Genomic DNA, 21,325 nt, shown 5'->3' with positions numbered 1-21,325 from the left:
CGCTGGGCTGCGGGTTCACTCGGCCGCAAGCGCGGCCTTGCCGTTGAACCGGTCGATGATGGCCTGCGCGCAGTCACGCCCGTCGCGGATCGCCCAGACCACCAGCGAGGCACCGCGCACGATGTCACCGATGGCATAGACGCCGTCCATCTCGGTCTCGCCGGTTTCGAACGCGGCCTTGATGGTGCCCCAGCGGGTCACGGGCAGGTCGGGCTGGCCGAACAGGGTGGGCAGGTCCTCGGGCTCGAAGCCCAGCGCTTTGATGACCAGATCGGCCTCTTCGACGTAATCTGCGCCTTCAATCACTTCGGGGGCCTGGCGGCCGGTGGCATCGGGCTGGCCCAGGCGCATCTTCTGCACCATCACGCCGGTGACCCGCTCATCGCCGACAAACCCCTCGGGCGCGCTGAGCCATTCAAAGATCACGCCCTCTTCCTCGGCGTTCTGTGTTTCGCGCTGCGAGCCAGGCATGTTCGCCCGGTCGCGGCGATACAGGCATTTGACCGAGGTCGCGCCCTGGCGGATCGAGGTGCGGACGCAATCCATCGCCGTATCACCGCCACCGATCACGACCACCTTCTTGCCCTTGGCGTTCAGGCGGCCATCGTCAAACTCGGGAACCGCGTCACCAAAGCTTTTGCGGTTCGAGGCAGTCAGGAAATCGATCGCCTTTTCGATACCGGGCAGGCCACTGCCGGGCATGGACAGATCCCGCGACTTGTAGACGCCCGTCGCAATGATCACGGCGTCATGTTTGGCGCGGATATCGGCGAACTTGGCAGCGTCGACGTCACAGTTCAGTTCAAAAGTGACGCCGCCCTCGGCCAGCAGGTCGTTGCGGCGTTGAACCACGTCCTTTTCCAGCTTGAAGCCCGGAATGCCGTACATCAGCAGGCCGCCCGCGCGGTCATAGCGGTCATAGACCGTGACCTGGATCCCGGCCCGGCGCAGCATGTCCGCCGCCGCCAGACCACCGGGTCCGCCCCCGATGATGCCGACGCTTTCGGGGCGTTCGGCGGTTGGAGCGACAGGTTTGACCCAGCCTTCCTCCCACGCGGTGTCGGTGATGTATTTCTCGACCGCACCGATGGTGACAGTGCCATGGCCCGATTGCTCGATCACGCAGTTGCCTTCGCACAGTCGGTCCTGCGGGCATATACGTCCGCAGATCTCGGGGAAGGTATTGGTGGCCTGGCTGGTCTGATAGGCTTCTTCAAGCCGTCCGGTGGCGGTCAGGCGCAGCCAGTCCGGGATGTTGTTGTGCAGCGGGCAGTGCGACTGACAATACGGCACACCGCATTGGCTGCAACGGCTGGCCTGCTCGGCGGCTTTTTCCGCGGCGTATTCGGCATAGATTTCATGAAAGTCCGCTCTGCGATCGGTTGCGGCGCGCTTTTCAGGCATGTCACGATCGATCTGCACAAATTTCAGCATCGGTTGCTTGGCCACGGTCAGACTCCATGAATTGGCTTGGTCGGATTTCTTTATGCGAAGCCAATTCGGATGAAAAGTCAATTATGCTGACCTAAATTGGAAAAAATCGGAAAGATCGATCTCTTTGGGCGACTTTCTGTTCATTTTTAGGACCACTTCGGACCTAAATCCTGACTTTCCTTTTGCTGATCGCGCTTATACGCCTTGAATGCAAAGAACACGGGCGCAAACACGGGCGGGCAGATGAGTTTTTTTCAGCTGATTCTGGTGGCGATCATCCAGGGGATCACCGAGTTTCTGCCGATTTCGTCATCAGGCCACCTGATCCTGCTGCCAAGCCTCACCGGAATGGAAGACCAGGGACTGGCCATCGACGTCGCGGTGCATGTGGGCACATTGGGCGCGGTGGTTCTGTATTTCTGGAGCGACGTGAAACTGGCCCTTGCGGGCCTGCCACGTGCTTTGCGCGGGCGCATCGACACCCCACAGTCCCGACTGGCCCTGGCGTTGATCGTAGCCACCATCCCGACCGTCATCGTTGGTGCCATCCTGCACCTGACCGGCCTCAGCAGTGCGATGCGGTCCGTGGCGGTGATCGGGTGGACGATGCTGGGCTTCGGATTGCTGCTGTATTGGATGGACCAGAAAGGCCCCCAGACCAAAGAGGCCGCGGACTGGGGGCTGCGCGACGCGGCTATTTTGGGTCTGTGGCAGGTCCTGGCGCTGATTCCCGGCACCTCTCGGTCGGGGATCTGCATCACCGGCGCGCGGCACTTGGGATATACCCGCGAGGACGGCGCGCGCATCGCGATGCTGATGTCGATCCCCACAATCATCGCCTCGGGTGCGTTGCTGTCGCTGGACGTGATCGGGCAGGCCAACGCTCAGCTGGCCAAGGACAGCGCCATTGCAGCCGTATTCGCCTTTGTTTCGGCCCTGTTGGCGCTGAGCCTGATGATGCGTCTGCTACGCAGCGTCAGCTTCACGCCATATGTGATCTATCGCGTGATTCTGGGTACGATCCTGCTGATTGTCGCTTACAGCTGATCAGATGCGCAGGTTCCGGGCCGAGTTCTGGATGTCATCGTACTGACCCGACGGGCGGAATTTCCACAGGTATTCCGGCAGAACCGATTCCAGCGAAGCAGGCTCGATCCCCAGATCGGCGAAACCTTTCGCTCCTTCGGACACCACATTGTCTCGGCGCAGGTTCTTCAACTGGTCGCGGGTCAGGATGTTGTTCGGAAACAGCTGGAAGCTGACGAATTTCAGCATGTCCAGAACCCCGGCCATGATCCGCCCACCCCAGAACGGCAGACCGATGATGATGCGGCGGCGGTGGATCACCTCGAGCATCTGCTGCATCAGTTCGCGGAAGGTCTTGGCCTCGGGTCCACCCAATTCGTAGACACCCGGTGCGGCCTGACCCAACACGCCCTTGACCACGGCCTGCGCCACATCATCGACAAACACCGGCTGGAACGGGGTGTCGGCGCCAAAGATCGGAAGAAAGGGCGAGATACGGGTCATGCCGGCGAAACGGTTGAAGAACTGATCTTCGGTCCCGAAGATCACCGAGGGCCTCAGGATCACGGCATCGGGCATATGGGTCAGCACAGCAGCTTCGCCCGCAGCCTTGGTGCGTGCGTATTCGCTGTCGGAATTCGCGTCAGCACCGATGGCCGAAATATGGACCATACGGGAAATGCCTTGCTCGGCCGCCAGACGGGCGATGCGGCCCGCGCCTTCGTCTTGCACGGCGCCAAATCCATTCTTGCCCAGTTCGTTCAGAACGCCCACGCAGTTGACGACCGCATCGGCACCATGCATCGCACTGGCCACCGAGGCATCGTCGCGGATATTGCACAGAATTGGCTCGACCTGGCCGACGACGCCATAGGTCTTGACGAAGATCGCCTCGTTCGGACGGCGGACCGCCACCCGTACACGCCACCCTTCGTTGGCCATGCGTCGCGCGATATAGCGGCCGACGAATCCCGATCCACCGTAAATCGTGACCAGTTTGGACATGGTTGGGCTCCTGCTGTGTAGGTCTTGTTCCGATCTACCGCTCCAAAGCCCGGCAAACAAGGCGCAATAACGCCGCGCATCAGGCGAAAAACATTGCCGGAACCGGCGGGATCGCGCCGCGGGAAGGTGGCCGAAAAAAAACTTTCGAAATTCCGTTCGAATCCTGTTGACGCCCTCGGCGAGTAGGCTTAAACGCCCCTCCACGACACCTGCCCAGGTGGCGGAATTGGTAGACGCGCTAGCTTCAGGTGCTAGTGTCCGTATGGACGTGGAGGTTCGAGTCCTCTCCTGGGCACCATATCCCCGAACAGATATGACGACCGCGCAAACCACCCTCGAACGGGTGGTCGGCTCTCATTCCGTCTTCTGCAATTCCTCCATCTCGCGGCGACGGATCTTTGCCTGAGACCGCACCCGCTTGATGAATTGCTGGGGAAGGTCCGGTCCGCGCAGCGCCGCGTAGGCCTCGCTGGTCGGGTCGCCGATCAGGTCGGCGTATTTGACCCATGTGCAGAAGGCGAAGACATCGCGCAGGCTCACATGCCCACGGGTGTTGCTGTCCCGGGTCTGTGCCGGAAGCTTGATCGACCTGAAATAGGCCTTTTCGATAGCGGGCCATTGCGGATCGGGAACGAACTCGGGCGCGTCATCGGTTTCCGGAAATTTGAATGCTGGATACTTCTGCCCGTATTCCGAACATCCGTGCGAGATCTTGCTGCTGATTCCTTCAATCCCATGCTTGGCCTGAAGATCGCGGAACGCCTGCAGGCAGGCGCGCACGTCATCAACGGTGTCGCAATAGATATAGGCCTTGTACGGAAATTTGATCCCGTCGCGCAGCTCGATCATGCATTTGCGGGCGTTGTCATTGGGTAGATCCAGCTTAAGCAGCAGGGCATAGGTCTGGAACATTGCACGCAGGTCATGCGGCAAAATCTGCACCTTGTAGCAGTCATTGCACAGCGCCGGGATGGCGCCGGTCTCTTTGAAGAAGTCCAGAAAAACTCCGCAATAGGCGTTCTGCCCGCGTACCTTGATAACGCGCCCGGAAAAGACCTGCCCGATCGGCACCGCTTGCGAAACGCCGCGGCTTCGCAATGCAGCCAACCATGCGCGGTACTGTTTGACCATGTGCTCGGGCTCAAATAGATCCGCCTGCCAATCGGCGCCCAGCGAGGTAACGATGTCCGCTTGTGCGGCAGAAAATCGCCCGGCCGAACCCGGAGCCTTGGGCGCATGTTCCAGCCGTGTGACCAGCTGACGAATCGAATTGAGATCACCTGGCTTCATCACCAGCCAATTCTCAAGTTCGGCAATTTTCGAGGTGGGGGGCACCATTGTCTCCTGCTGCATCAGCACCAAACACTATGCAGGTGCATACCCCCCTCACGCAATTCGTCAACCGGAACGGCGCCGGGCGCCTGCGTCAGGCAGCGGTTTGCGCGGCAACGACTTCGCCGAACCGGGTGAAGAACTTGCCCGAGAGCTTCTTGGCCGTTCCGGCAATCAGACGACTGCCCAACTGGGCGATCTTGCCCCCGACATCGACCTTGGCGGTATAGGTCAGAACGGTCTCATCACCATCTTCGGTCAGCGTGACGTCCGCACCACCCTTGGCAAAACCTGCGGCTCCGCCCTTGCCCTCGCCCACCAGCGAAAACCCGTCGGGTGCGTTGGTCTGGTCCAGCGTCACCTCGCCAGCGAAACGCGCCTTCACCGGACCGATTTTCAGAACCACCTTGGCCTCAAGCTCGTTGGGGGCGGTCTGGGTCAGCTCTTCGCAGCCGGGGATGCATTCCCGCAGAACCTCGGGATCGTTCAGCGCGCGATAGACCGCGTCCCGGGGGGCCGCGATGCGAATTTCGTCAGTCAGTTCCATTGGGTATTCCTCTGCTCAGCAACATCTGGGAAAGACGCGTAGCGCCTGTTCCGCGGCATCCTCGGGGGTTTGAGCGGGCCGGGGCGGCCATAGCCGCGCCACCCAGCTACGCAAGTTTTTCATCATGAGTTGTCTCCTCGGCGGTGTTCGCATTTCGCCAGCGCACGATCTCGGCCAGAATCGACAAGGCGATTTCGTGCGGATCAATGGCCCCGATATCCAGCCCCGCGGGCGACTTCAGGCGCGCAACTTTTTCGGCGTCCATGCCCTGCGATACCAACCTGTCCGTCAGAACCTTCGCCTTGCGCTGGCTGGCCACCATCGACACCCGCCTTGCCGGCGTACCCAGCGCCGAGGCCAACGCTGCCCTGTCGTTCTGGCCTTGCGAGGCGACGACCACAAAATCGCGGGGCTCAACCCCCAACGCATCCACGTCGTCTGGGTCGAAACACGATTGCGCCGCTTCGTCGCTGGTCTCGAACGACACGAACACGCGCAACCCGGCCAATGCCGCATGAGCCGCCAACGCATGGGCAATCGGGGTATCGCCAAAAATCACCAGGCGGGGTGCGTGTTGATAGGGTTCGACCAGCAGATCGACCGTACCGCCGGATGGGCAGCCACTCTTGAAGGTCTGAACGCCATCCGGATCGGTCATTGCCACCACCTTGTCCGAGGGTTTCACGCGGATCATCCGCGACGCACCGCTGGCCAGCGCTTCCTGTGCCGAGGCGCGCACCGCACGCTGGACACAGGCTCCGCCCAAATGGCCGAGGATCCGCCCGTCCCGGGTGATCGCCGCCTTGGCGCCCGCCTTGGCCGAGGTCGCATCTGCCGTCCGCACCACCGTTGCGACGCAGAACGCCTCGCCGCTGCTGCGCAACTGGTCAATCGTGTCGAAAATGTCGAAACCAGGCATGATCGGTTCCTCTCACAACTTTTGAAACTCGGGCTCCAACGCGGCCAGCGCGTCGAGCGTGTTTGCCGGAAGGTGCGCATCAAGATGGGGCAAGGCGGCCTGCATGGCGGCGGCAACGGGCTGATAATTCTCCCAACCTTTCAGGGGGTTCAGCCAGACGATCCGGCGCGCCTTGCGCCGGATCCTCGCCAAAGCCGCGCCCAGCGCCTGCGGGTCAGAACTGCAATAGCCATCCGAAAGGATCAGCACGATGGTGCGCCCATTCAGCGCCCGTGCACCATATCCGTCCAGAAACCTTTCGAGACTGCCGGAGATGTCCGTGCCGCCGCCAAAACCTTCGGCCATCAGCGACAACCGCCCAGCGGCGCGCAAGGTGTCGTGGTCCCGCAATGCATCGGTGACCCGCATCAACCGCGTGTGAAACAGATAGGCATCCGCATCCGTTCCGCTGGCCACAAGGCCCTTGAGAAAGGCCAGAAATATACGCGAATAGACGGTCATGGACCCGCTGACATCGCACAGCGCGACGATCCGCATCGGGCGTGGCGGTCGGGCACGGCGAAACAGCTCCAAAGGCTCGCCTCCGCGCGCAAGGCTCGCCCGCTGGATGCGACGCATGTCCAGCGCCGGACCCCGCCGCGCCTGTTTGCGCCTGCGCGAACGTCGATCCCGGATCGCCCGCGCCAGGGCGAGGGCCGCGGCTTCGGCCCGGCGCAGGGATTGCTCATCCATCAACTCGCGCAGATCCCGGCGTGACAGGTTGTCGGTCCGTGTTGCGATCAGCTTCCCGTCCGTTCCTTCGGCCTGTCCATCCCCGGAATCCGGGGTGCTGGCATCCTGCGCGTCGGGGGAATCGTCAGCGGAATCTCCGCGATCTTCGGTCTGCCAGATCATCGGCTTGGCCGACTGGACCCTGACATGGGTGTTCTGTGCGACACCGCTCCGCTGCTTGCCCGCGTTGAACCAATAGGCATCGAACAAATCGTCAAAGCGCCGCCAATCCTCGGCATCCCCGGACATCAGGGCACACAAGGCATCCCGCGCCTGTCCGACATCGGTGGCCTCGACCGAGGCCAGTGCGGCCAGCGCATCTCCGGTCTCACGCGGTCCGACCCGCAAACCGTTCCCGCGCAGATGCGCCACGAATCCTGCCATACGGTCGGCCAATCCGTGCGCTCGCGATGGAAACCGTGTTACCTGCATCACGCGACCTTTCCGATCAGGCGATCCATCACCTCGGGTGGAACGGCATCATAGTCCGCAGCGGTCTTCAGCAGACAGACCAGTGTGGCCTGTACGGCCTCGGGCGTTTGGGACAGATCATTCACGCCAAGACCCGACAGGGCCGCGGCCCAGTCGAGCATTTCGGCAATGCCGGGTGTCTTTTCCAGATCTTCCTTGCGCAGGTTCTGAACCACTCCGATGATCTGCCGCGCCAGCAGCCCTTCGACTTCGGGCATCCGGGCCCGCAGTATGGCCATTTCGGTCTCGCCGGACGGATAGTTCAAAAAGCTGTAAAGACACCGCCGCCGCAGCGCATCCGAAAGATCGCGCGTCCCGTTTGCGGTCAGAATGACGATGGGTCGCGTTTTGGCGGAAATCGTCCCCAGTTCCGGGATCGTGATCTGAAAGTCCGACAGGATTTCAAGCAGGTAGGCCTCAAATTCTTCATCGGCCCGGTCGATCTCATCGATCAGCAGAACGGGCGGATCATCGGCGCTGATCGCCTCCAGCAACGGCCGCTTCAGCAGATAGTCGTCGGAAAACAGTTGGGCCTCGCTGGTTCCGCCGCGCGCCTCGGAGGCTCGGATGGCCAGCAGCTGCCGCTGGTAGTTCCACTCATAAATCGCGTGACTGGCGTCCAACCCTTCGTAACACTGCAAGCGGATCAAACGGGCGTCGCGCCACGCCGCCAGCGCCTTGGCCACTTCGGTCTTGCCGACACCGGCCGGACCCTCCAGCAGCAGAGGTCGTCCCAGGGTCTGGGCCAAATGCAACGCCATCGCCAATCGGTCGTCGGCAACATAGCCCTGTTGGGCCAAACCGTTCTGAACGTCACTCAGTGTCACACCAGGGTCCAATCTTCGTTTGACCAAAATATCTCGAGGGGGTCGGAGGGGGTCAGCACCCCCTCCATTCGGTCGGACCGGGCCCCGCCGGTCCGAAACCGGTTACCCGTGCATCCCCAAGCCGTTGGCGATCTTCCAGATCCGCCAATGGTCATGCGGCATGTGGCTCTGAACCAGGCCAAACGGCCGGAACGCATCGTGCACCGCATTCGAGAACGCCGGCACGCCGCCCACATTCGGGCTTTCGCCGACACCCTTTGCGCCGATCGGATGATGCGGCGAGGGGGTCACCGTGTGATCCGTCGTATAGTTGGGCGTTTCCCACGCGGTCGGCAGGAAGAAGTCCATCAGCGTGCCGGTCTTGACGTTGCCCATCTCATCATAGGCAATCTCTTGCCCCATCGCGATGGCCAGCGCCTCGGTCACACCGCCATGAACCTGACCTTCGATGATCATCGGGTTGATCCGGGTTCCGCAATCGTCCAGCGCATAGAACTGCCGGACCTCCCATTCACCGGTATCCACATCGATCTCCATGACACAGATATAGGCGCCGAACGGATAGGTCATGTTGGGCGGGTCATAGTAGCTGACGGCTTCCAGACCCGGCTCCAACCCCGGGATGGCCTGGTTGTAGGCGGCAAAGGCGATCTCTTTCATCGTCTTGAACCGCTCGGGGGCGCCTTTGACCGCGAACCGGTCCACGTCCCATTCGACATCGTCGTCGTGAACCTCAAGCAGATAGGCCGCGATCATCTGCGCCTTGGCGCGGATCTTGCGTGCAGCCATGGCTGTTGCAGCCCCCGCAACCGGCGTGGACCGAGAGCCATAGGTGCCCAAGCCATAGGGCGCGGTGTCGGTGTCCCCTTCCTCCAGCGTGATGTCGTCGGCTGGAAGACCGATCTCACTGGCGATGATCTGGGCAAAGGTCGTGGCGTGACCCTGGCCCTGAGAGATCGTGCCCAACCGCGCGATGGCTGACCCGGTCGGGTGGATGCGGATTTCGCAACTGTCGAACATCCCCAAGCCTAGAATATCGCAGTTCTTCACAGGCCCTGCCCCGACGATTTCGGTGAAATGCGTCAGACCAATCCCCAGAAGCTTGCGCGTCTTGCCGGCTTTGAAATCCTCGATCCGCTGGGCCTGCTCGGCGCGCAAGCCGTCATAGTCGACCGCTTTAAGCGCCTTGTCCCAGGCGGTGTGGTAATCGCCCGAGTCATATTCCCATCCCAGCGCCGACTGATAGGGGAACTGATCGGCCTTGATGAAGTTGATCCGGCGCAGCTCGGCCGCGTCCATGTTCAACTTGATGGCCAGAACCTCGATCATCCGCTCGATGAAATAGGCGGCCTCGGTCACGCGGAAGGAACAGCGATAGGCCACACCCCCCGGCGCCTTGTTGGTATAGACGCCGTCCACGGCCAGATAGGCGGTCGGGATGTCGTAAGACCCGGTGCAGATGTTCATGAACCCGGCCGGGAACTTGGTCGGGTCAGCGCAGGCGTCGAACCCCCCGTGGTCCGCGGTTGTATGACACCACAGGCCCGTGATCTTGCCGTCTTTGGTGGCGGCGATCTTGCCCTGCATCCAGTAGTCGCGGGCAAAGGCGGTGGACATCAGGTTTTCCATCCGGTTCTCGACCCATTTCACCGGCTGACCGGTGACGATCGAGGCCACGACCGAGCAGACATAACCCGCATAAGCGCCCACCTTGTTGCCAAAGCCGCCACCGATATCGGGGCTGATCACCCGGATATTGTGCTCGGCCAGGCCCGAAATCAGGGACACGACGGTGCGGATCGCATGCGGCGCCTGGAAGGTGCCGTACAGCGTCAGCTTGCCGGTCACCTTGTCCATGCTGGCCACGCAGCCGCAGGTCTCAAGCGGACAGGGGTGGGTGCGGTGGTAGTAGACCATTTCCTCGGCCACCACATCGGCTTCGGCCAGAACGGCTTCGGTCGCGTCCTTGTCGCCCTGTTCCCAGGTGAAGATGTGGTTGTGATGCTTGCGCGGCCCGTGGGCGCCTTCTGTCTGACCCTCGAGATCCTCACGCAGCACCACGTCGGACTTCAGCGCCTCGAACGGGTCGGTCAGAACCGGCAGTTCCTCGTATTCGACTTCGACCAGTTCGACAGCATCCGCGGCGACATAGCGGTCTTCGGCAACCACATAGGCCACCTCCTGGCCCTGGAACAGAACCTTGCCATCGGCCAGCACCATCTGCTTGTCGCCGGCGAGCGTGGGCATCCAGTGCAGACCCAGCGGCGCCAAGTCCTCGGCCGTCAGAACGGCCACGACACCTGGCACGGCCAGAGCGGCCTCTTTGTTGACGCTGACAACCCGGGCATGGGCATAGGGTGAACGGACAAAGGCGCCGAACAGCATTCCGTCCAGCTTGATGTCATCGACGTAGTTGCCCTTGCCTTGGGTAAAGCGCACGTCCTCGACGCGTTTGCGCGAGCTGCCCATCCCCTTGAGGTTGGCGGCGCGTTCTTCGGGGGTCATGGTCTGGTCGTTCATTCCGCGGCCTCCTTCTGCGCGTTCAGCATGTCAGCCGAGGCCGAGATCGCCTTGACGATGTTCTGGTACCCGGTGCAGCGGCAGAGATTGCCGGCCATGCCAAATCGGATTTCTTCTTCGGTCGGGTTGGGGTTTTCCTGCAGCAGGCGATGCGCACGGGTGATCATGCCCGGCGTGCAGAAACCGCACTGCAGCCCGTGATGCTCGCGGAACATTTCCTGCAGCACACCAAGGCTGCCGTCGTCATTGGTCAGCCCTTCGACGGTCGTGATATCGGCCCCGTTCACCTGCGCCACGAAGGTCGTGCAGGATTTGACGGATTTGCCATCGATATCCACGGTGCAGGCACCGCAGTGGCTGGTTTCGCAACCGATATGCGGGCCGGTGATCTTCAGATCCTCCCGCAGGAAGTGGATCAGCAACGTGCGCGGCTCGGCCAGGCCCTCGACCTGCTTGCCGTTCACGGTGAGTTTGACATGCATCTTCGACATCTGTGTTCCTCCCCTCAGCCCGCGCGGCTCTGCGCACGGTCGATGGCGCGGCGCAGCATCACGGCGGCCACGTGTTTCTTGAATTCGACGGGCCCGCGGTTGTCGGCCACCGGGTCAATCGCCTCGAGCATCGCGGCCACGCAGCCGTCGACATCGCCCGAAGCCAGTGCCGCGCTGGCCGCGTCAGACCAGACGGGCGTGTCGGACAGGTTGGTCATCGCCACCGATGCCTGACCGTTGCCAACCATCACTGCGGCGGCCGCGGTTGCGTAGTCGCCGATCTTGCGTTTCTGCTTTTCGTAGGCCTGCCCGATACCGGGGCCGGGAACAGGGATGGAAATCCGTGTCAGGATCTCCTCGTCCTCGCGGGCGGTAAAATAGGCCGCCTCGTAGAAATCGCGGGCCGGGACGCTGCGGGTGCCGTCAGGGCCGGACAGTTCGAACGACGCGTTCAGGCACTGCATCAGACCCGGCATGTCATTGCCCGGATCCCCGTTGGCTACGTTCCCGCCGACCGTTCCCATGTATCGCACCTGCGGATCCGCGATCTGCAGAGCCGCTTCGCGGATCAGCGGGATCGCGTCGGCCAGACCGTCATGGGTGATCAATTCGTGCTGCGTGACCATCGCGCCCAGGGTCACGGTATCGGACCCGACTTCGATGCCTTTGAGTTCCTCGATGGCCTGCAGGTCGACCAAATGGCCCATCTCGGCCATGCGCAGTTTCATCATCGGGATCAGACTGTGCCCGCCTGCGATCACGCGCGCCTCGTCCCCGTGTTCCTGCAGAATGCCGATGGCCGAGGCGACGTCGCCTGGCCGGTGATACTCGAAACCGGCTGGTATCATGTTTTCCTCCCTTGGCCCGTTCAAGTCGGGGCCCTGGGAATAAGGAAAGTCCTGAGGGCGTGCGCAGGCTATCGCGCAGGAACGGGGCGCGCGGGTTGTTTCACGAAATGCGAATGGGCTGCACGAGTTGCGATCAGAGGCCCAGCGCCTCGCGGATGTCCGTCAGGCGGGATCGGCTGACCGGCACCTTGCTGAGCGCATCGACCTGGTCGAAATAACAGGTGCCGTTGTCCTTGTGCCGCTCAAACCGGGAAACGTGTCTGGGGTTCACGAGGTAACTTCGGTGGGCCCGCAAAAAGCCGTCTGGTTTCAAGCGGGTTTCGGCCTCGGTGATCGACCATGGGCAGAACAGTTTCTCGGCGCCCATGTACAAAACGGTGTAGTGCCCCTCGGCCCGAATGGCGGCGATGCGCGCCGGTTCGGTGAAAAAGGTCTGGCCCTCGCGCTCAAACGGGACGCCGGCGCGCAGAGCCGGCTGCGGCGCTTCGGCCGCCGGCTCGGGCCCGATAAAGGTGATCCCGGTCAGCAGGAATGCCCCGCAAATCAGGAACACCGCAACGGTCACCCCCATCGCAAGAATCTGGTTGTTCAAAGCCGGGCCCGCGCCACCTGCATTGTCACTGGCGGTAAAATCGGTCAGGCCCGTGGCGACGAAGTGCATGGTGAACACAGCCAGGCCGAAACAGACGGTGCCCAGCAGGATATTGCGCTGGGTGCGATTGTCGTAGGCAACCCAGATCGCCAGCACTGACAGCACCACCGAAGCCACGGTCGCGATCGCAACGTCTGATGCGGTGTAGACGGGGCGGCACAGCTCCATCCCGGCCATGCCGATATAGTGCATGACCACGATACCAAGACCCACGATAATGCCCGCGCCGACAATCGTGCTCGGGCTACGCGCGCGGAAGTGCAACAGCAGCAACGCCAGCCCGACCATCAGAATGGCGACCAGGGCCGAGATCAGGGTGATCAACGCGTCATAATAAAAAAGGATCGGCAGTTGCAGGCCCAGCATGGCCACGAAATGCATCGACCAGATGCCGCCGCCCAGAATGACCGCGGCCAAGGCGACAACGAACTTCCGCCTCTGGTCATCCAGCTTTGAGGCGCCATGCGTCAGATACAGGCCCGTGAACCCGGCCATGAGTGCGACGGCCAACGAGGCCGCCACGAGCCAAGCGTTATGCGAGTAATCCAGCATTTCGGTTTGCACGCCCTCCCCGACGCGAGAGTGACGTTAGCAAAGCGACGTGTCTGGGACAATCGGCAGGCGGACCCTGCGGGTCACGGGCTGGCAAAAGATCCGCCGCCCGACCATTTCGGCGGGCGGCGGGCAGGCAGATCAATCGCTAATCGCGCCTTCTTCGTCACGACGCTGGTGCATCTTGGCCTTGACCCGGGCGCCCACGATCAGGGGCAGGACAAAGCCGATGATCGCGATTGTCCACAACCCGATGGACAGCGGGCTGTCGATCAGCGTCCACCAGTTGCCATTGTCGATGGTCACGGCGCGACGCAGGTTGTTCTCCATCGCGTTGCCCAGCAGGGTACCCAGAATGATCGGCACCAGTGGCACGTCCAGCTTGCGCAGGACCCAGCCCATCACGCCGAACCCGATCATCACCAGTAGGTCAAAGCTGGACCCGGAAATGCCGTAGATGCCGACAAAGCTGACCATGGCCACGATCGGCATCAGGATGCGCGACGGGATCATCAGCACGCGGGTGAACAGGCCCACCATGGGGATGTTCATGGCCAGCAGCATGAAGTTGGCGATGAACAGCGCCGCGATCAGGCCCCAGACCACATCCGGGTTCTGCGTGAACAGCAGCGGCCCGGGCGTGATGTTCAGCGCCAGCAGCACCGCCAGCAGCACCGCCGTGGTACCCGATCCCGGAACGCCCAGCGCCAGCATCGGTACCAATGCGCCTCCGGCGGCGGCGTTGTTGCCAGCCTCGGGCGCGGCCACGCCGCGCGGATCACCGGTGCCAAAGGTGTTTTTCTTGTCCACCAGCCGCTTTTCCATCGAGTACGAAATGAACGACCCCAGTGATGCCCCGGCCCCGGGAAGAACCCCGGCGATGAAGCCCAGGAACGAGGTGCGCAGCATCGTCGGAGTGCAGCTCTTGATCATCGACATCGGAGGGTAGAGCTTGCCGATTTTCAGCTTGCTGCCCTCGGCGTCAGACCCGCCATGCCGGTGTTCGAGGAAAATGAACACCTCGGACAGGGCGAACAGGCCGACGATGGCCACCAAGAAATCGATCCCGTCGTACAGATGCACCTCGCCATAGGTAAAGCGCGGCACGCCCGTTTGGGTATCAACACCGATGGTCGCCAGCCCAAGCCCCAGCGCGGCGGCAAAGGCCGATTTGGCCTGGTTGGTCGACGACACACCGCCCAGCGTCATGAACGCCAGCGCGAAAAGGGCAAAATATTCGGCCGGGCCGAACAGCAATGCCACTTTGACCAGCTGAGGCGCCAGCAGGATTAGGCCCCAGGTCGCCAGGAACGCGCCGACGAACGAGGCGATACCGGACAGCGAAAGAGCCTCACCCGCCAGGCCTTTCTTGGCCATGGGATGCCCATCCAGACAGGTCATCATCGCAGGCTCGTCGCCGGGGATGTTCAGCAGGATCGACGAGATCCGCCCCCCGTACATCGCCCCGTAATAGACACTGGTCAGCAGGATCAGCGACGGTGTCGCGCCCAGCCCCAACGTGAAGGCCAGCGGGATCAGGATGGCCACGCCGTTCGACGGGCCCAGCCCCGGCAGCGCGCCCATGACCGTGCCCAGAAAGCAGCCCAACAGGGCCAGCATCAGGTTCTGCCAAGTCAGCGCGATGGCGAACCCATCGGCCAAGGATGCAAAAGTTTCCATGATCGCCCCCTAGAAACCCAGCGGCCCTTTGGCCAGCGACAGGCCCAGAACCAGATGGAAAATGACGTAGATGCCAACCGAGGTGCCCACGCCGACCAGAACGCTTTCGATTGGGCCGGACCCCAATCGCCAGGCCAGGTAGGCCGCGGCAAAGGCCGTTGCGATGACGAAGCCCAGCTCGGGCAGCAATTCGGCATACAGGATCATGACCACCACCGCGGCGGCGATCTCGACCAGACGGCCAAGGGCCGGCCATTCCGGCTCGGCGTCCGGGCGCAGGGCGATCACCGCGCTAGACACGCCCAGAATGGCGGCGATGATCAAAGGAAAGGCCTTGGGCCCAACGGCATCGGACAGAAAGCTTTCTTCGATCGCCAGCGCGGATATCGCGAAACCAATGGCAAGAAGAAGTCCGACAACCCCGAAGATGCGGTCACTCATCGGTGTCTCCTGTTGTTCGGGTAGAAAAAGTGCGGGCGCCACGCTGTCGCGGCACCCGCCTGCACGTGAGTGGTGCGGTTACTTGATGATCCCGATCTCTTTCGAGATGGTCTGGATCTGACCGACGGACTCGGCAACGAAGTTCTGGAAGTCCTCGCCCTGCAGGTCCAGCGGAGCCAGACCGTTGGCGGCCATCACTTCTTTCCACTCGTCCGACGCATACAGGTCACCGATTTTTGCGACCCAGTCGTTGTAGGCCTCGTCCGACATGCCGCCTGGAGCATAGAAGCCGCGCCAGTTGGCGCCGATGGCATCCACACCCTGTTCCTTGGCGGTCGGGAAGTCGGCGAATTCGCCGGGCAGACGCTCGGGCGCCAGAACCGCGATCACCTTGATGTCGCCGGAATCCACGAAACCCTTGGCTTCGGAAATGTCACCGGTGAAGGCCTGGACCGAGCCGGCCAGCAGCTGGGTCACCGCCTCGCCGCCGCCGTCAAAGGCGATGTACTTGACCGCGCGGACATCGTCGATGCCATAGGCGTTGGCCGCAATCAGCACCTTCAGGTGGTCCCAGCCACCCACGGCCGAGCCGCCCGCGACCGAAACCGAGGACGGGTCGGCTTTGATCTGGTCCAGCAGCTCGGGCAGGGTGTTGACCGGGCTGTCGGCAGCCACGGCGATCACGCCATAGTCGGCGCCGATCGCGGCCAGCCAGCGGACCTGATCCATAGTGTTGCCCGGATAGGCGCCCTGGGCCAGACGGGTTGCAGTTGCGGCACTTGCGGCGACAATCAGGTTGTTGTCGTCATTGCGCTTGTTCACCACCTCGGCAAAGGCCACGCCACCGCCGCCACCGGCCAGGTTCACGACCTGCATGGTCTGGTCGATCAGGTTCAGATCCTGCAGCGACTTGCCCACCTGACGGCAGGTAAAGTCCCAACCACCACCGGGGTTGGCCGGTGCAATGCATTCCTGAGCGCTGGCGGCAAAGCCGGTCAGGGCGAATACGGCAGCGGCTACGATGCCGCCGGTTCCAAACAGTTTCATTTGGTTCTCCTCCTAGGGTCTTCTTGGCCTGCTGTTACACAGACGAAACCGGTCCCTGCAGGGAGCCGGGCGCGCAGCCCTTCCTTGCAGGTTGTTTTTCTTTAACGAATAATGCTGTCACGAACCTGTCATGTTCCGACGGGCGTTCGGGGGGATAATGCGTGTATTGATGATCGAAGATGCCGAGGATCTGGCCGAGGGCGTCGTGGCCCATCTGGGCCGGTCCGGTGTCGTGTGCGATCTGGCGACCTCGGTCGAGGCCGCGCGCGATTTCCGCGCGGTCCAGGGCTATGACGCGATCCTGCTGGACATCAACCTGCCCGACGGGTCAGGCTTGGGCTTTCTGGACGAAATCCGTGGCGGGGGTGACCGCATTCCAGTCTTGATGCTGACCGCACTGACTGCGGTCGAGGACCGGGTCGCCGCGCTGGACAAAGGGGCCGACGATTACCTGGGCAAACCCTTCGACCAGCGCGAGCTCGAGGCGCGGCTGCGCGCGCTGGTGCGCCGAGATGCCGACCGTAAAAGCGAACAGATCACGCTGGGCCCGCTGGTTTATGCCCCCAAGGACCGCAGCGCCACGCTGGGCGGCAAACGCCTGAACCTGACCGCACGCGAGGCCGCCGTGCTGGACGCCTTGATCCGGCACGAGGGGCAGTTCCTGTCTAAGGCGCGGCTGTACGACTCGCTTTACGGGTTCGAGGATGCCGATGTGGGCGTGAACGCGATCGAGCTGTATATCGCCCGGCTGCGCAAGAAATTCTCGGGCAGCGGTGTGACCATCACAACCCAGCGCGGGGTCGGGTACCGGATCGGCCTGCATGGTTAGGCCGCCCCTGCCCCACAGCCTGACCGCCCGGGTGCTGAGCGCGGTGATGCTGATCCTTGTTCTGGGCGGCGTGCTGGTCGGCCTGTCGATCTGGGCCAACGGCCGGCTGGCGGCCCGTCAGGCCTATGACCGGCTGCTGCTGGGCGCGGCCAGCGACATCGCCGAATCCGTGCGCATCCAGGACGGCCAGCCCATCGTTGACCTGCCGGTTTCGGCCTTTGAACTGCTGGCCCAGGCCCCGGATGACCGGATCTATTACGCGGTGCGCGGGCCCGACGGGCGCTTCATCACCGGGCTGGACCCGGACACGGTGATCGCGGCCCCGCAGCCCGTCAGCCAGTCGGCCCAGTATTTCGCGGCAGACCTGAACGGGGAACCGGCCCGGTTCGTCCGTTTGCCCCGCCTGTTCGCCGAGCGCGACTTCTCGGGCGAGGTCGAAATCGTGGTCGGGCAGACCTTGCTGGCGCGGCGCGCGATGACCGCCGGGCTGATGCTGGACGCGCTGCTGCCGATGGCGGTGGCGGGTGCCTTGCTGCTGATCATGTCGTGGTTCGTCACCCGCTCGGCGCTGCGCCCGCTCGAGGCGATGTCGGATGACCTGATCCGCCGCGACCCCTATGACCTGACGCCCGTGGCCAGCGACGGGCTGCCGCGCGAATTGCAGGTCATGATTGCGGCGATGAACCGGTTCATGGGACGGCTGGACCGGCAGGTACTGTCGATGCGCAACCTGATCGCCGACACCGCCCATCAGTTGCGCACCCCGGTCGCGGCGATCCGGGTGCAGGCCGAAATCGCGCAGGCGGATCCGGATGCCCCGGCTCGCCACCGCGCGTTGGACCGGCTGCTGAACCGTACGCGGTCGCTCGGGACACTTCTGGATCAGCTATTGTCGCGCGCGATGGTCATCCACCGCATCGACAGCGCCCCGCGCCTGCCGGTCGATCTGCGCGAAGTGGCGCTCGAGGCGCTGGAGCAGAGCGACCACGAGGTGATCGCCCCCGGTGTCGAGGTGCATCTGAAAATCGGGGAAGACCCGGTCTGGGTGCGGGGCGATGCATTCTCGCTGGGCGAGGCCACCAAGAACCTGCTGGGCAACGCGCTGCGCCACGGCAAGGCCCCGGTCAGCATCGGGGCCAGCCTGGACGGTGGCCGCGCCGTTCTGTGGGTGCGCGACAGCGGCCCTGGGCCGGACATGTCGGTCTCTGCCCGACTGGGCGACCGGTTCAACCGCAACGCAGGCTCGGGCGAGGACAGCAGCGGTCTGGGCCTGTCGATCGTCAAATCCACCGCCGAAGCCTTTGACGGCACCGTCGAGATGACCCGCACAGATAACGGGTTTCGCGTATCGCTCAGCTTTCCGGCGGCCACCGAAGGAACAGGCGCATGATACGGTTTCTGATCGCGCTGGCCCTGTGCGTGCTGATGCCGGGTACCCGCACCGCGGCGCAGGAGGCGGTGACCGAATTCGGCACCGGGCCCACCCCCCTGCTGGTGCGCTCGACCACGGATATCGGGATCATTCGCCCGGTGATGGAACAGTTCGCGGCGCAAAACCCCGACCTGACCATCACCTATGAACAATGGGGCTCGAACGCGCTGTTCCAGCACAGCAAGACGGCCTGCAAGACCGGCGACAGCCCGGCCGATGCGGTGTTCTCCTCGGCGGTCCAGCAGATGGTTTGGTTGGTGAATGCCGCCTGCGCCCACCGCTACAGCTCGGCCCTGACGCAGGCCCTGCCCCCAGCCCGGCGCTGGCGGGACGAGCTGTGGGGGATCACCACCGAACCCGCCGTCATCGTCTACAACAAGGATCGTCTGGACGATCTGGAGGTGCCGCGCAGCCGCTTTGCCCTGCTGGACGCGATGCGCACCCGCCCCGACCTGCTGCGCGGCCGCGTGGCGACCTACGACATCGCGGCCTCGGGGCTGGGGTATCTGTTTGCCTATGGAGACAGTCTCGAGGCCACCACCTTCGGGTCACTGATCGAAGGTTTCGCGCGCATAGATGCCATCGCCACCTGTTGTTCCGCCGAGATCATTCGCGACGTTGCCGAGGGCCGGTTCCTGATCGCCTACAACGTGCTTGGCTCTTATGTCGCGAATGCCCAGGACCCCGCGGTTGGGGTGATCCTGCCCGAGGACTACACCCTCGTCCTGTCCCGCGCCTTTCTGATCCCGAAGAATGCAGGCAACAGTGCCGCCGCAGCCCGTTTGCTGGATTTCCTGCTCTCTGCCCGGGCGCAGGACTTGCTCGCAACCTCGGGGCTTGTGTCCCGAATGGACTCGGTCGAGACCGGACTGACGCCCAGCGCACGACGGTTCATCCCTCTGTCGCCTGCCCTGCTGGTGGCCAGCGACCCGAACCGACGGGCGGAGTTGTTCAAACTGTGGAACGACGCGTTTGACGTCGAAACCGCCCGCTAGGCGAGTTTTGGTCCGGCGTCTTCGGTCTCAGGCTCTTCGGGTACCTGATCTGCCATGCTGGCGTCGACAATCTCAGGCTCGGGGATATCCTCGATCTCGGCGTCCTCGGCCATATCCGACCGGTCTTCCAGAGTCCCTACGATCAGAGGCAGCATGTGAACACCCGTCGCCGTGGCGATCTCGGGGGTTTTGGGAGTCTGCCAGCTGAGCGTGTCAAAGCTGTGACAGTTGGGGCAGACCGGCGCCCATTCAGCCTGGATGTCATGGCAGTTGTCGCAGACCCATTGCGGCCCGCGCGGCGCATTCAACGCTTTGGCCAGCCAGCCCTGAACCACCGCGTCCGAGGCCCCTTCGCCACGCTCGATGGCAGCCATCAGGGTATAGGCTCGGGCATCGGCACCTTTCTCGACCACATCTCCAAGCGCCCGGCGGGCCTCGGGAAAATCTTCGGCGACGATGTTCAGCTCGGCCAGGATCAGGCGGGTTTCCAGATGTTCGGGATGGATGCGCGTCAATGCCGTAAAGCGCTTGACCCGCTCCTCGGCGGTTTCGTCGGGCACGATCTCGACAAAGGCATGGGCCAGATCCGGATGCGGCTGTGCCTCCCATGCTTTTTTGAGAATCTTTGTCGCGGCGCGCGGCTTGCCCTTGGCGATGTAGGCCCGTGCGGCCATGGCGGCCGCCGGCACCAGGTCGGGTGAGAGGCGGTTCGCCTCGATCGCGCGCTCCTGCTGTTCGACACTGGCGGTTTCATCCAGAATTCCTTTGGCCTCGGACAGGGCCAGAACAGCGTCGCGCCGCTTGAACACATCACGCGGCAGCGCGCCGGACTTCAACTTGGCGGTCAGGGTCGACCGTGCGCCGGCCCAGTCCTGCGCCTTGGTCTGCAGTTTCAGAAGCACATCCTGCGTTTCCTGATGCCGCGGCTTCAGCGCCAGTGCCTTTTCGGCGAGTTTGCGCGCGGTTTCATCGTCGCCCTCGGCCAACTTCTGTTTCATGATTCCGCGCACGCCGACGAACCGTGTGGCCTGATCCGTCACCAGTTTCTTATAGGTTTCCGAGGCCTTCTTGGTGTCACCGACCATTTCCGCTGCCTGGGCCACCAGAAGGTTCGTCAGTTCCGGCTTGTTCAGCAGCCGTTCTGCCTTGTGCGCCATCGTCATGGCCGTCCGCCCTTCGCCCGAAGCCAGCGCCATCAATCCGTCAGCCAGCGCCTGATAGCCCCGTTTCTCGCGGCTGCGGTCGAAATAGCGCGAAAGGGCAGTCTCATCACCGTTGAGGAATTTCAGGGTCGCAATCAGCAGATTGAGCAGCTTGAAAAACAGCCAAACCGCCAGAACCAGCAGGCCCAGCGCAATCACCGACTGCAGCGGGCTGAGCGTGACCTCGGTTCCCATCGCGGTGATCTGGATGCCACCGCTGGTTTCCATCAGAACGCCTGCCCCCATGGCCAGAAGGCCGACGATCGCGACAAAAACCAGGATTTTCAACAATGACCAGAGCATG

19 protein-coding genes and 1 tRNA gene are annotated in these 21,325 nt (G+C 63.0%); 5 read left to right on the top strand and 15 right to left on the bottom strand.

Annotated elements, in window-relative coordinates:
* Positions 1-15: 15 nt before the first annotated feature.
* Positions 16-1,449, bottom strand: a complete 1,434-nt coding sequence (locus tag ACR0FC_RS13755) for an NAD(P)-dependent oxidoreductase (protein WP_170340594.1) — start codon at positions 1,447-1,449, stop codon at positions 16-18.
* A 228-nt stretch (positions 1,450-1,677) separates the two neighbouring features.
* Here ACR0FC_RS13755 and ACR0FC_RS13750 point away from each other — a divergent pair, with 228 nt between their 5' ends.
* A complete protein-coding gene (locus tag ACR0FC_RS13750; RefSeq protein WP_170340596.1) occupies positions 1,678-2,481 on the top strand; it encodes an undecaprenyl-diphosphate phosphatase in 804 nt (267 codons plus the stop codon).
* Here the strand turns inward: ACR0FC_RS13750 and ACR0FC_RS13745 are convergent, their stop codons facing one another.
* Positions 2,482-3,465 carry a complex I NDUFA9 subunit family protein gene (locus ACR0FC_RS13745; protein WP_170340598.1) on the bottom strand — a complete coding sequence of 328 codons (984 nt, stop codon included), beginning with the start codon at positions 3,463-3,465 and terminating at the stop codon, positions 2,482-2,484.
* A 211-nt stretch (positions 3,466-3,676) separates the two neighbouring features.
* Between ACR0FC_RS13745 and ACR0FC_RS13740 the strand changes: the two genes are divergently transcribed.
* Positions 3,677-3,763: transfer RNA gene (locus tag ACR0FC_RS13740), tRNA-Leu, on the top strand.
* Between the two features lie 56 nt (positions 3,764-3,819).
* On the opposite strand, the gene ACR0FC_RS13735 is transcribed toward ACR0FC_RS13740, so the two are convergent.
* The 12 genes from ACR0FC_RS13735 to ACR0FC_RS13680 form a co-directional block, all read right to left on the bottom strand.
* Positions 3,820-4,800, bottom strand: a complete 981-nt coding sequence (locus tag ACR0FC_RS13735; protein ID WP_170340600.1) for a hypothetical protein — start codon at positions 4,798-4,800, stop codon at positions 3,820-3,822.
* A 91-nt stretch (positions 4,801-4,891) separates the two neighbouring features.
* The gene (locus tag ACR0FC_RS13730) at positions 4,892-5,344 is read right to left on the bottom strand and encodes an SRPBCC family protein (protein WP_093963846.1); all 453 of its coding nucleotides are present in this window, start codon (positions 5,342-5,344) and stop codon (positions 4,892-4,894) included.
* Between the two features lie 106 nt (positions 5,345-5,450).
* Complete coding sequence (locus tag ACR0FC_RS13725) at positions 5,451-6,263, bottom strand: XdhC family protein (RefSeq protein WP_170340602.1); 813 nt, start codon at positions 6,261-6,263, stop codon at positions 5,451-5,453.
* 12 nt (positions 6,264-6,275) lie between these two features.
* Entirely contained in the window at positions 6,276-7,466 is a 1,191-nt protein-coding gene (locus tag ACR0FC_RS13720; protein ID WP_170341443.1) for a vWA domain-containing protein, read from the bottom strand.
* A complete protein-coding gene (locus ACR0FC_RS13715; RefSeq protein ID WP_254430801.1) occupies positions 7,466-8,266 on the bottom strand; it encodes an AAA family ATPase in 801 nt (266 codons plus the stop codon). The genes ACR0FC_RS13720 and ACR0FC_RS13715 overlap by 1 nt, the downstream gene beginning before the upstream one ends.
* 168 nt (positions 8,267-8,434) lie before the next feature.
* Positions 8,435-10,852, bottom strand: coding sequence for an aerobic carbon-monoxide dehydrogenase large subunit (locus ACR0FC_RS13710; protein ID WP_170340606.1), 2,418 nt, complete (start codon positions 10,850-10,852; stop codon positions 8,435-8,437).
* Positions 10,849-11,343 (bottom strand): (2Fe-2S)-binding protein, encoded by a 495-nt coding sequence (locus ACR0FC_RS13705; protein ID WP_093963851.1) that lies wholly within the window; start codon positions 11,341-11,343, stop codon positions 10,849-10,851. Before ACR0FC_RS13705 ends, ACR0FC_RS13710 begins: the two co-directional genes overlap by 4 nt.
* A gap of 14 nt (positions 11,344-11,357) precedes the next feature.
* Positions 11,358-12,191 carry an FAD binding domain-containing protein gene (locus ACR0FC_RS13700; protein ID WP_170340608.1) on the bottom strand — a complete coding sequence of 278 codons (834 nt, stop codon included), beginning with the start codon at positions 12,189-12,191 and terminating at the stop codon, positions 11,358-11,360.
* 133 nt (positions 12,192-12,324) lie between these two features.
* A complete protein-coding gene (locus ACR0FC_RS13695) occupies positions 12,325-13,395 on the bottom strand; it encodes an MHYT domain-containing protein (protein WP_170341444.1) in 1,071 nt (356 codons plus the stop codon).
* Positions 13,396-13,536: 141 nt separating this feature from the next.
* Positions 13,537-15,075: a tripartite tricarboxylate transporter permease gene (locus ACR0FC_RS13690; protein WP_093963852.1), complete on the bottom strand. Its 1,539-nt coding sequence runs from the start codon at positions 15,073-15,075 to the stop codon at positions 13,537-13,539.
* Between the two features lie 9 nt (positions 15,076-15,084).
* The gene (locus ACR0FC_RS13685) at positions 15,085-15,516 is read right to left on the bottom strand and encodes a tripartite tricarboxylate transporter TctB family protein (protein ID WP_170340610.1); all 432 of its coding nucleotides are present in this window, start codon (positions 15,514-15,516) and stop codon (positions 15,085-15,087) included.
* A gap of 78 nt (positions 15,517-15,594) precedes the next feature.
* Positions 15,595-16,563 carry a Bug family tripartite tricarboxylate transporter substrate binding protein gene (locus ACR0FC_RS13680; protein WP_170340611.1) on the bottom strand — a complete coding sequence of 323 codons (969 nt, stop codon included), beginning with the start codon at positions 16,561-16,563 and terminating at the stop codon, positions 15,595-15,597.
* 157 nt (positions 16,564-16,720) lie between these two features.
* On the opposite strand from ACR0FC_RS13680, the gene ACR0FC_RS13675 reads away from it, so the two are divergent.
* From ACR0FC_RS13675 to ACR0FC_RS13665, 3 genes are read left to right on the top strand one after another with little or no spacing between them, the layout of a single operon-like run.
* Positions 16,721-17,392, top strand: a complete 672-nt coding sequence (locus tag ACR0FC_RS13675; RefSeq protein WP_170340612.1) for a response regulator transcription factor — start codon at positions 16,721-16,723, stop codon at positions 17,390-17,392.
* Entirely contained in the window at positions 17,385-18,782 is a 1,398-nt protein-coding gene (locus ACR0FC_RS13670) for a sensor histidine kinase (RefSeq protein WP_170340615.1), read from the top strand. The genes ACR0FC_RS13675 and ACR0FC_RS13670 overlap by 8 nt, the downstream gene beginning before the upstream one ends.
* Positions 18,779-19,819 (top strand): ABC transporter substrate-binding protein, encoded by a 1,041-nt coding sequence (locus tag ACR0FC_RS13665; protein ID WP_170340617.1) that lies wholly within the window; start codon positions 18,779-18,781, stop codon positions 19,817-19,819. Before ACR0FC_RS13670 ends, ACR0FC_RS13665 begins: the two co-directional genes overlap by 4 nt.
* Here ACR0FC_RS13665 and ACR0FC_RS13660 read toward each other — a convergent pair.
* Positions 19,816-21,324 carry a heme biosynthesis protein HemY gene (locus ACR0FC_RS13660; protein WP_170340619.1) on the bottom strand — a complete coding sequence of 503 codons (1,509 nt, stop codon included), beginning with the start codon at positions 21,322-21,324 and terminating at the stop codon, positions 19,816-19,818. The genes ACR0FC_RS13665 and ACR0FC_RS13660 overlap by 4 nt on opposite strands.
* Position 21,325 lies beyond the last annotated feature (1 nt).

This window comes from Ruegeria sp. BB9, assembly GCF_056539345.1.
The sequence above is the reverse complement of the archived record's forward strand: the minus strand, read 5'-3'. Positions and strand labels throughout refer to the sequence as shown.

Bases quoted from the DNA above. Each gene is read 5' to 3' on its own strand.
- ACR0FC_RS13750 (WP_170340596.1), top strand. From the start codon at position 1,678: ATGAGTTTTTTTCAGCTGATTCTGGTGGCGATCATCCAGGGGATCACC.
- ACR0FC_RS13745 (WP_170340598.1), bottom strand. From the start codon at position 3,465: ATGTCCAAACTGGTCACGATTTACGGTGGATCGGGATTCGTCGGCCGC.
- ACR0FC_RS13730 (WP_093963846.1), bottom strand. From the start codon at position 5,344: ATGGAACTGACTGACGAAATTCGCATCGCGGCCCCCCGGGACGCGGTC.
- ACR0FC_RS13725 (WP_170340602.1), bottom strand. From the start codon at position 6,263: ATGCCTGGTTTCGACATTTTCGACACGATTGACCAGTTGCGCAGCAGC.
- ACR0FC_RS13720 (WP_170341443.1), bottom strand. From the start codon at position 7,466: ATGCAGGTAACACGGTTTCCATCGCGAGCGCACGGATTGGCCGACCGT.
- ACR0FC_RS13715 (WP_254430801.1), bottom strand. From the start codon at position 8,266: ATGGCGTTGCATTTGGCCCAGACCCTGGGACGACCTCTGCTGCTGGAG.
- ACR0FC_RS13710 (WP_170340606.1), bottom strand. From the start codon at position 10,852: ATGAACGACCAGACCATGACCCCCGAAGAACGCGCCGCCAACCTCAAG.
- ACR0FC_RS13705 (WP_093963851.1), bottom strand. From the start codon at position 11,343: ATGTCGAAGATGCATGTCAAACTCACCGTGAACGGCAAGCAGGTCGAG.
- ACR0FC_RS13700 (WP_170340608.1), bottom strand. From the start codon at position 12,191: ATGATACCAGCCGGTTTCGAGTATCACCGGCCAGGCGACGTCGCCTCG.
- ACR0FC_RS13695 (WP_170341444.1), bottom strand. From the start codon at position 13,395: ATGCTGGATTACTCGCATAACGCTTGGCTCGTGGCGGCCTCGTTGGCC.
- ACR0FC_RS13690 (WP_093963852.1), bottom strand. From the start codon at position 15,075: ATGGAAACTTTTGCATCCTTGGCCGATGGGTTCGCCATCGCGCTGACT.
- ACR0FC_RS13685 (WP_170340610.1), bottom strand. From the start codon at position 15,516: ATGAGTGACCGCATCTTCGGGGTTGTCGGACTTCTTCTTGCCATTGGT.
- ACR0FC_RS13680 (WP_170340611.1), bottom strand. From the start codon at position 16,563: ATGAAACTGTTTGGAACCGGCGGCATCGTAGCCGCTGCCGTATTCGCC.
- ACR0FC_RS13675 (WP_170340612.1), top strand. From the start codon at position 16,721: ATGCGTGTATTGATGATCGAAGATGCCGAGGATCTGGCCGAGGGCGTC.
- ACR0FC_RS13670 (WP_170340615.1), top strand. From the start codon at position 17,385: ATGGTTAGGCCGCCCCTGCCCCACAGCCTGACCGCCCGGGTGCTGAGC.
- ACR0FC_RS13665 (WP_170340617.1), top strand. From the start codon at position 18,779: ATGATACGGTTTCTGATCGCGCTGGCCCTGTGCGTGCTGATGCCGGGT.
- ACR0FC_RS13660 (WP_170340619.1), bottom strand. From the start codon at position 21,324: ATGCTCTGGTCATTGTTGAAAATCCTGGTTTTTGTCGCGATCGTCGGC.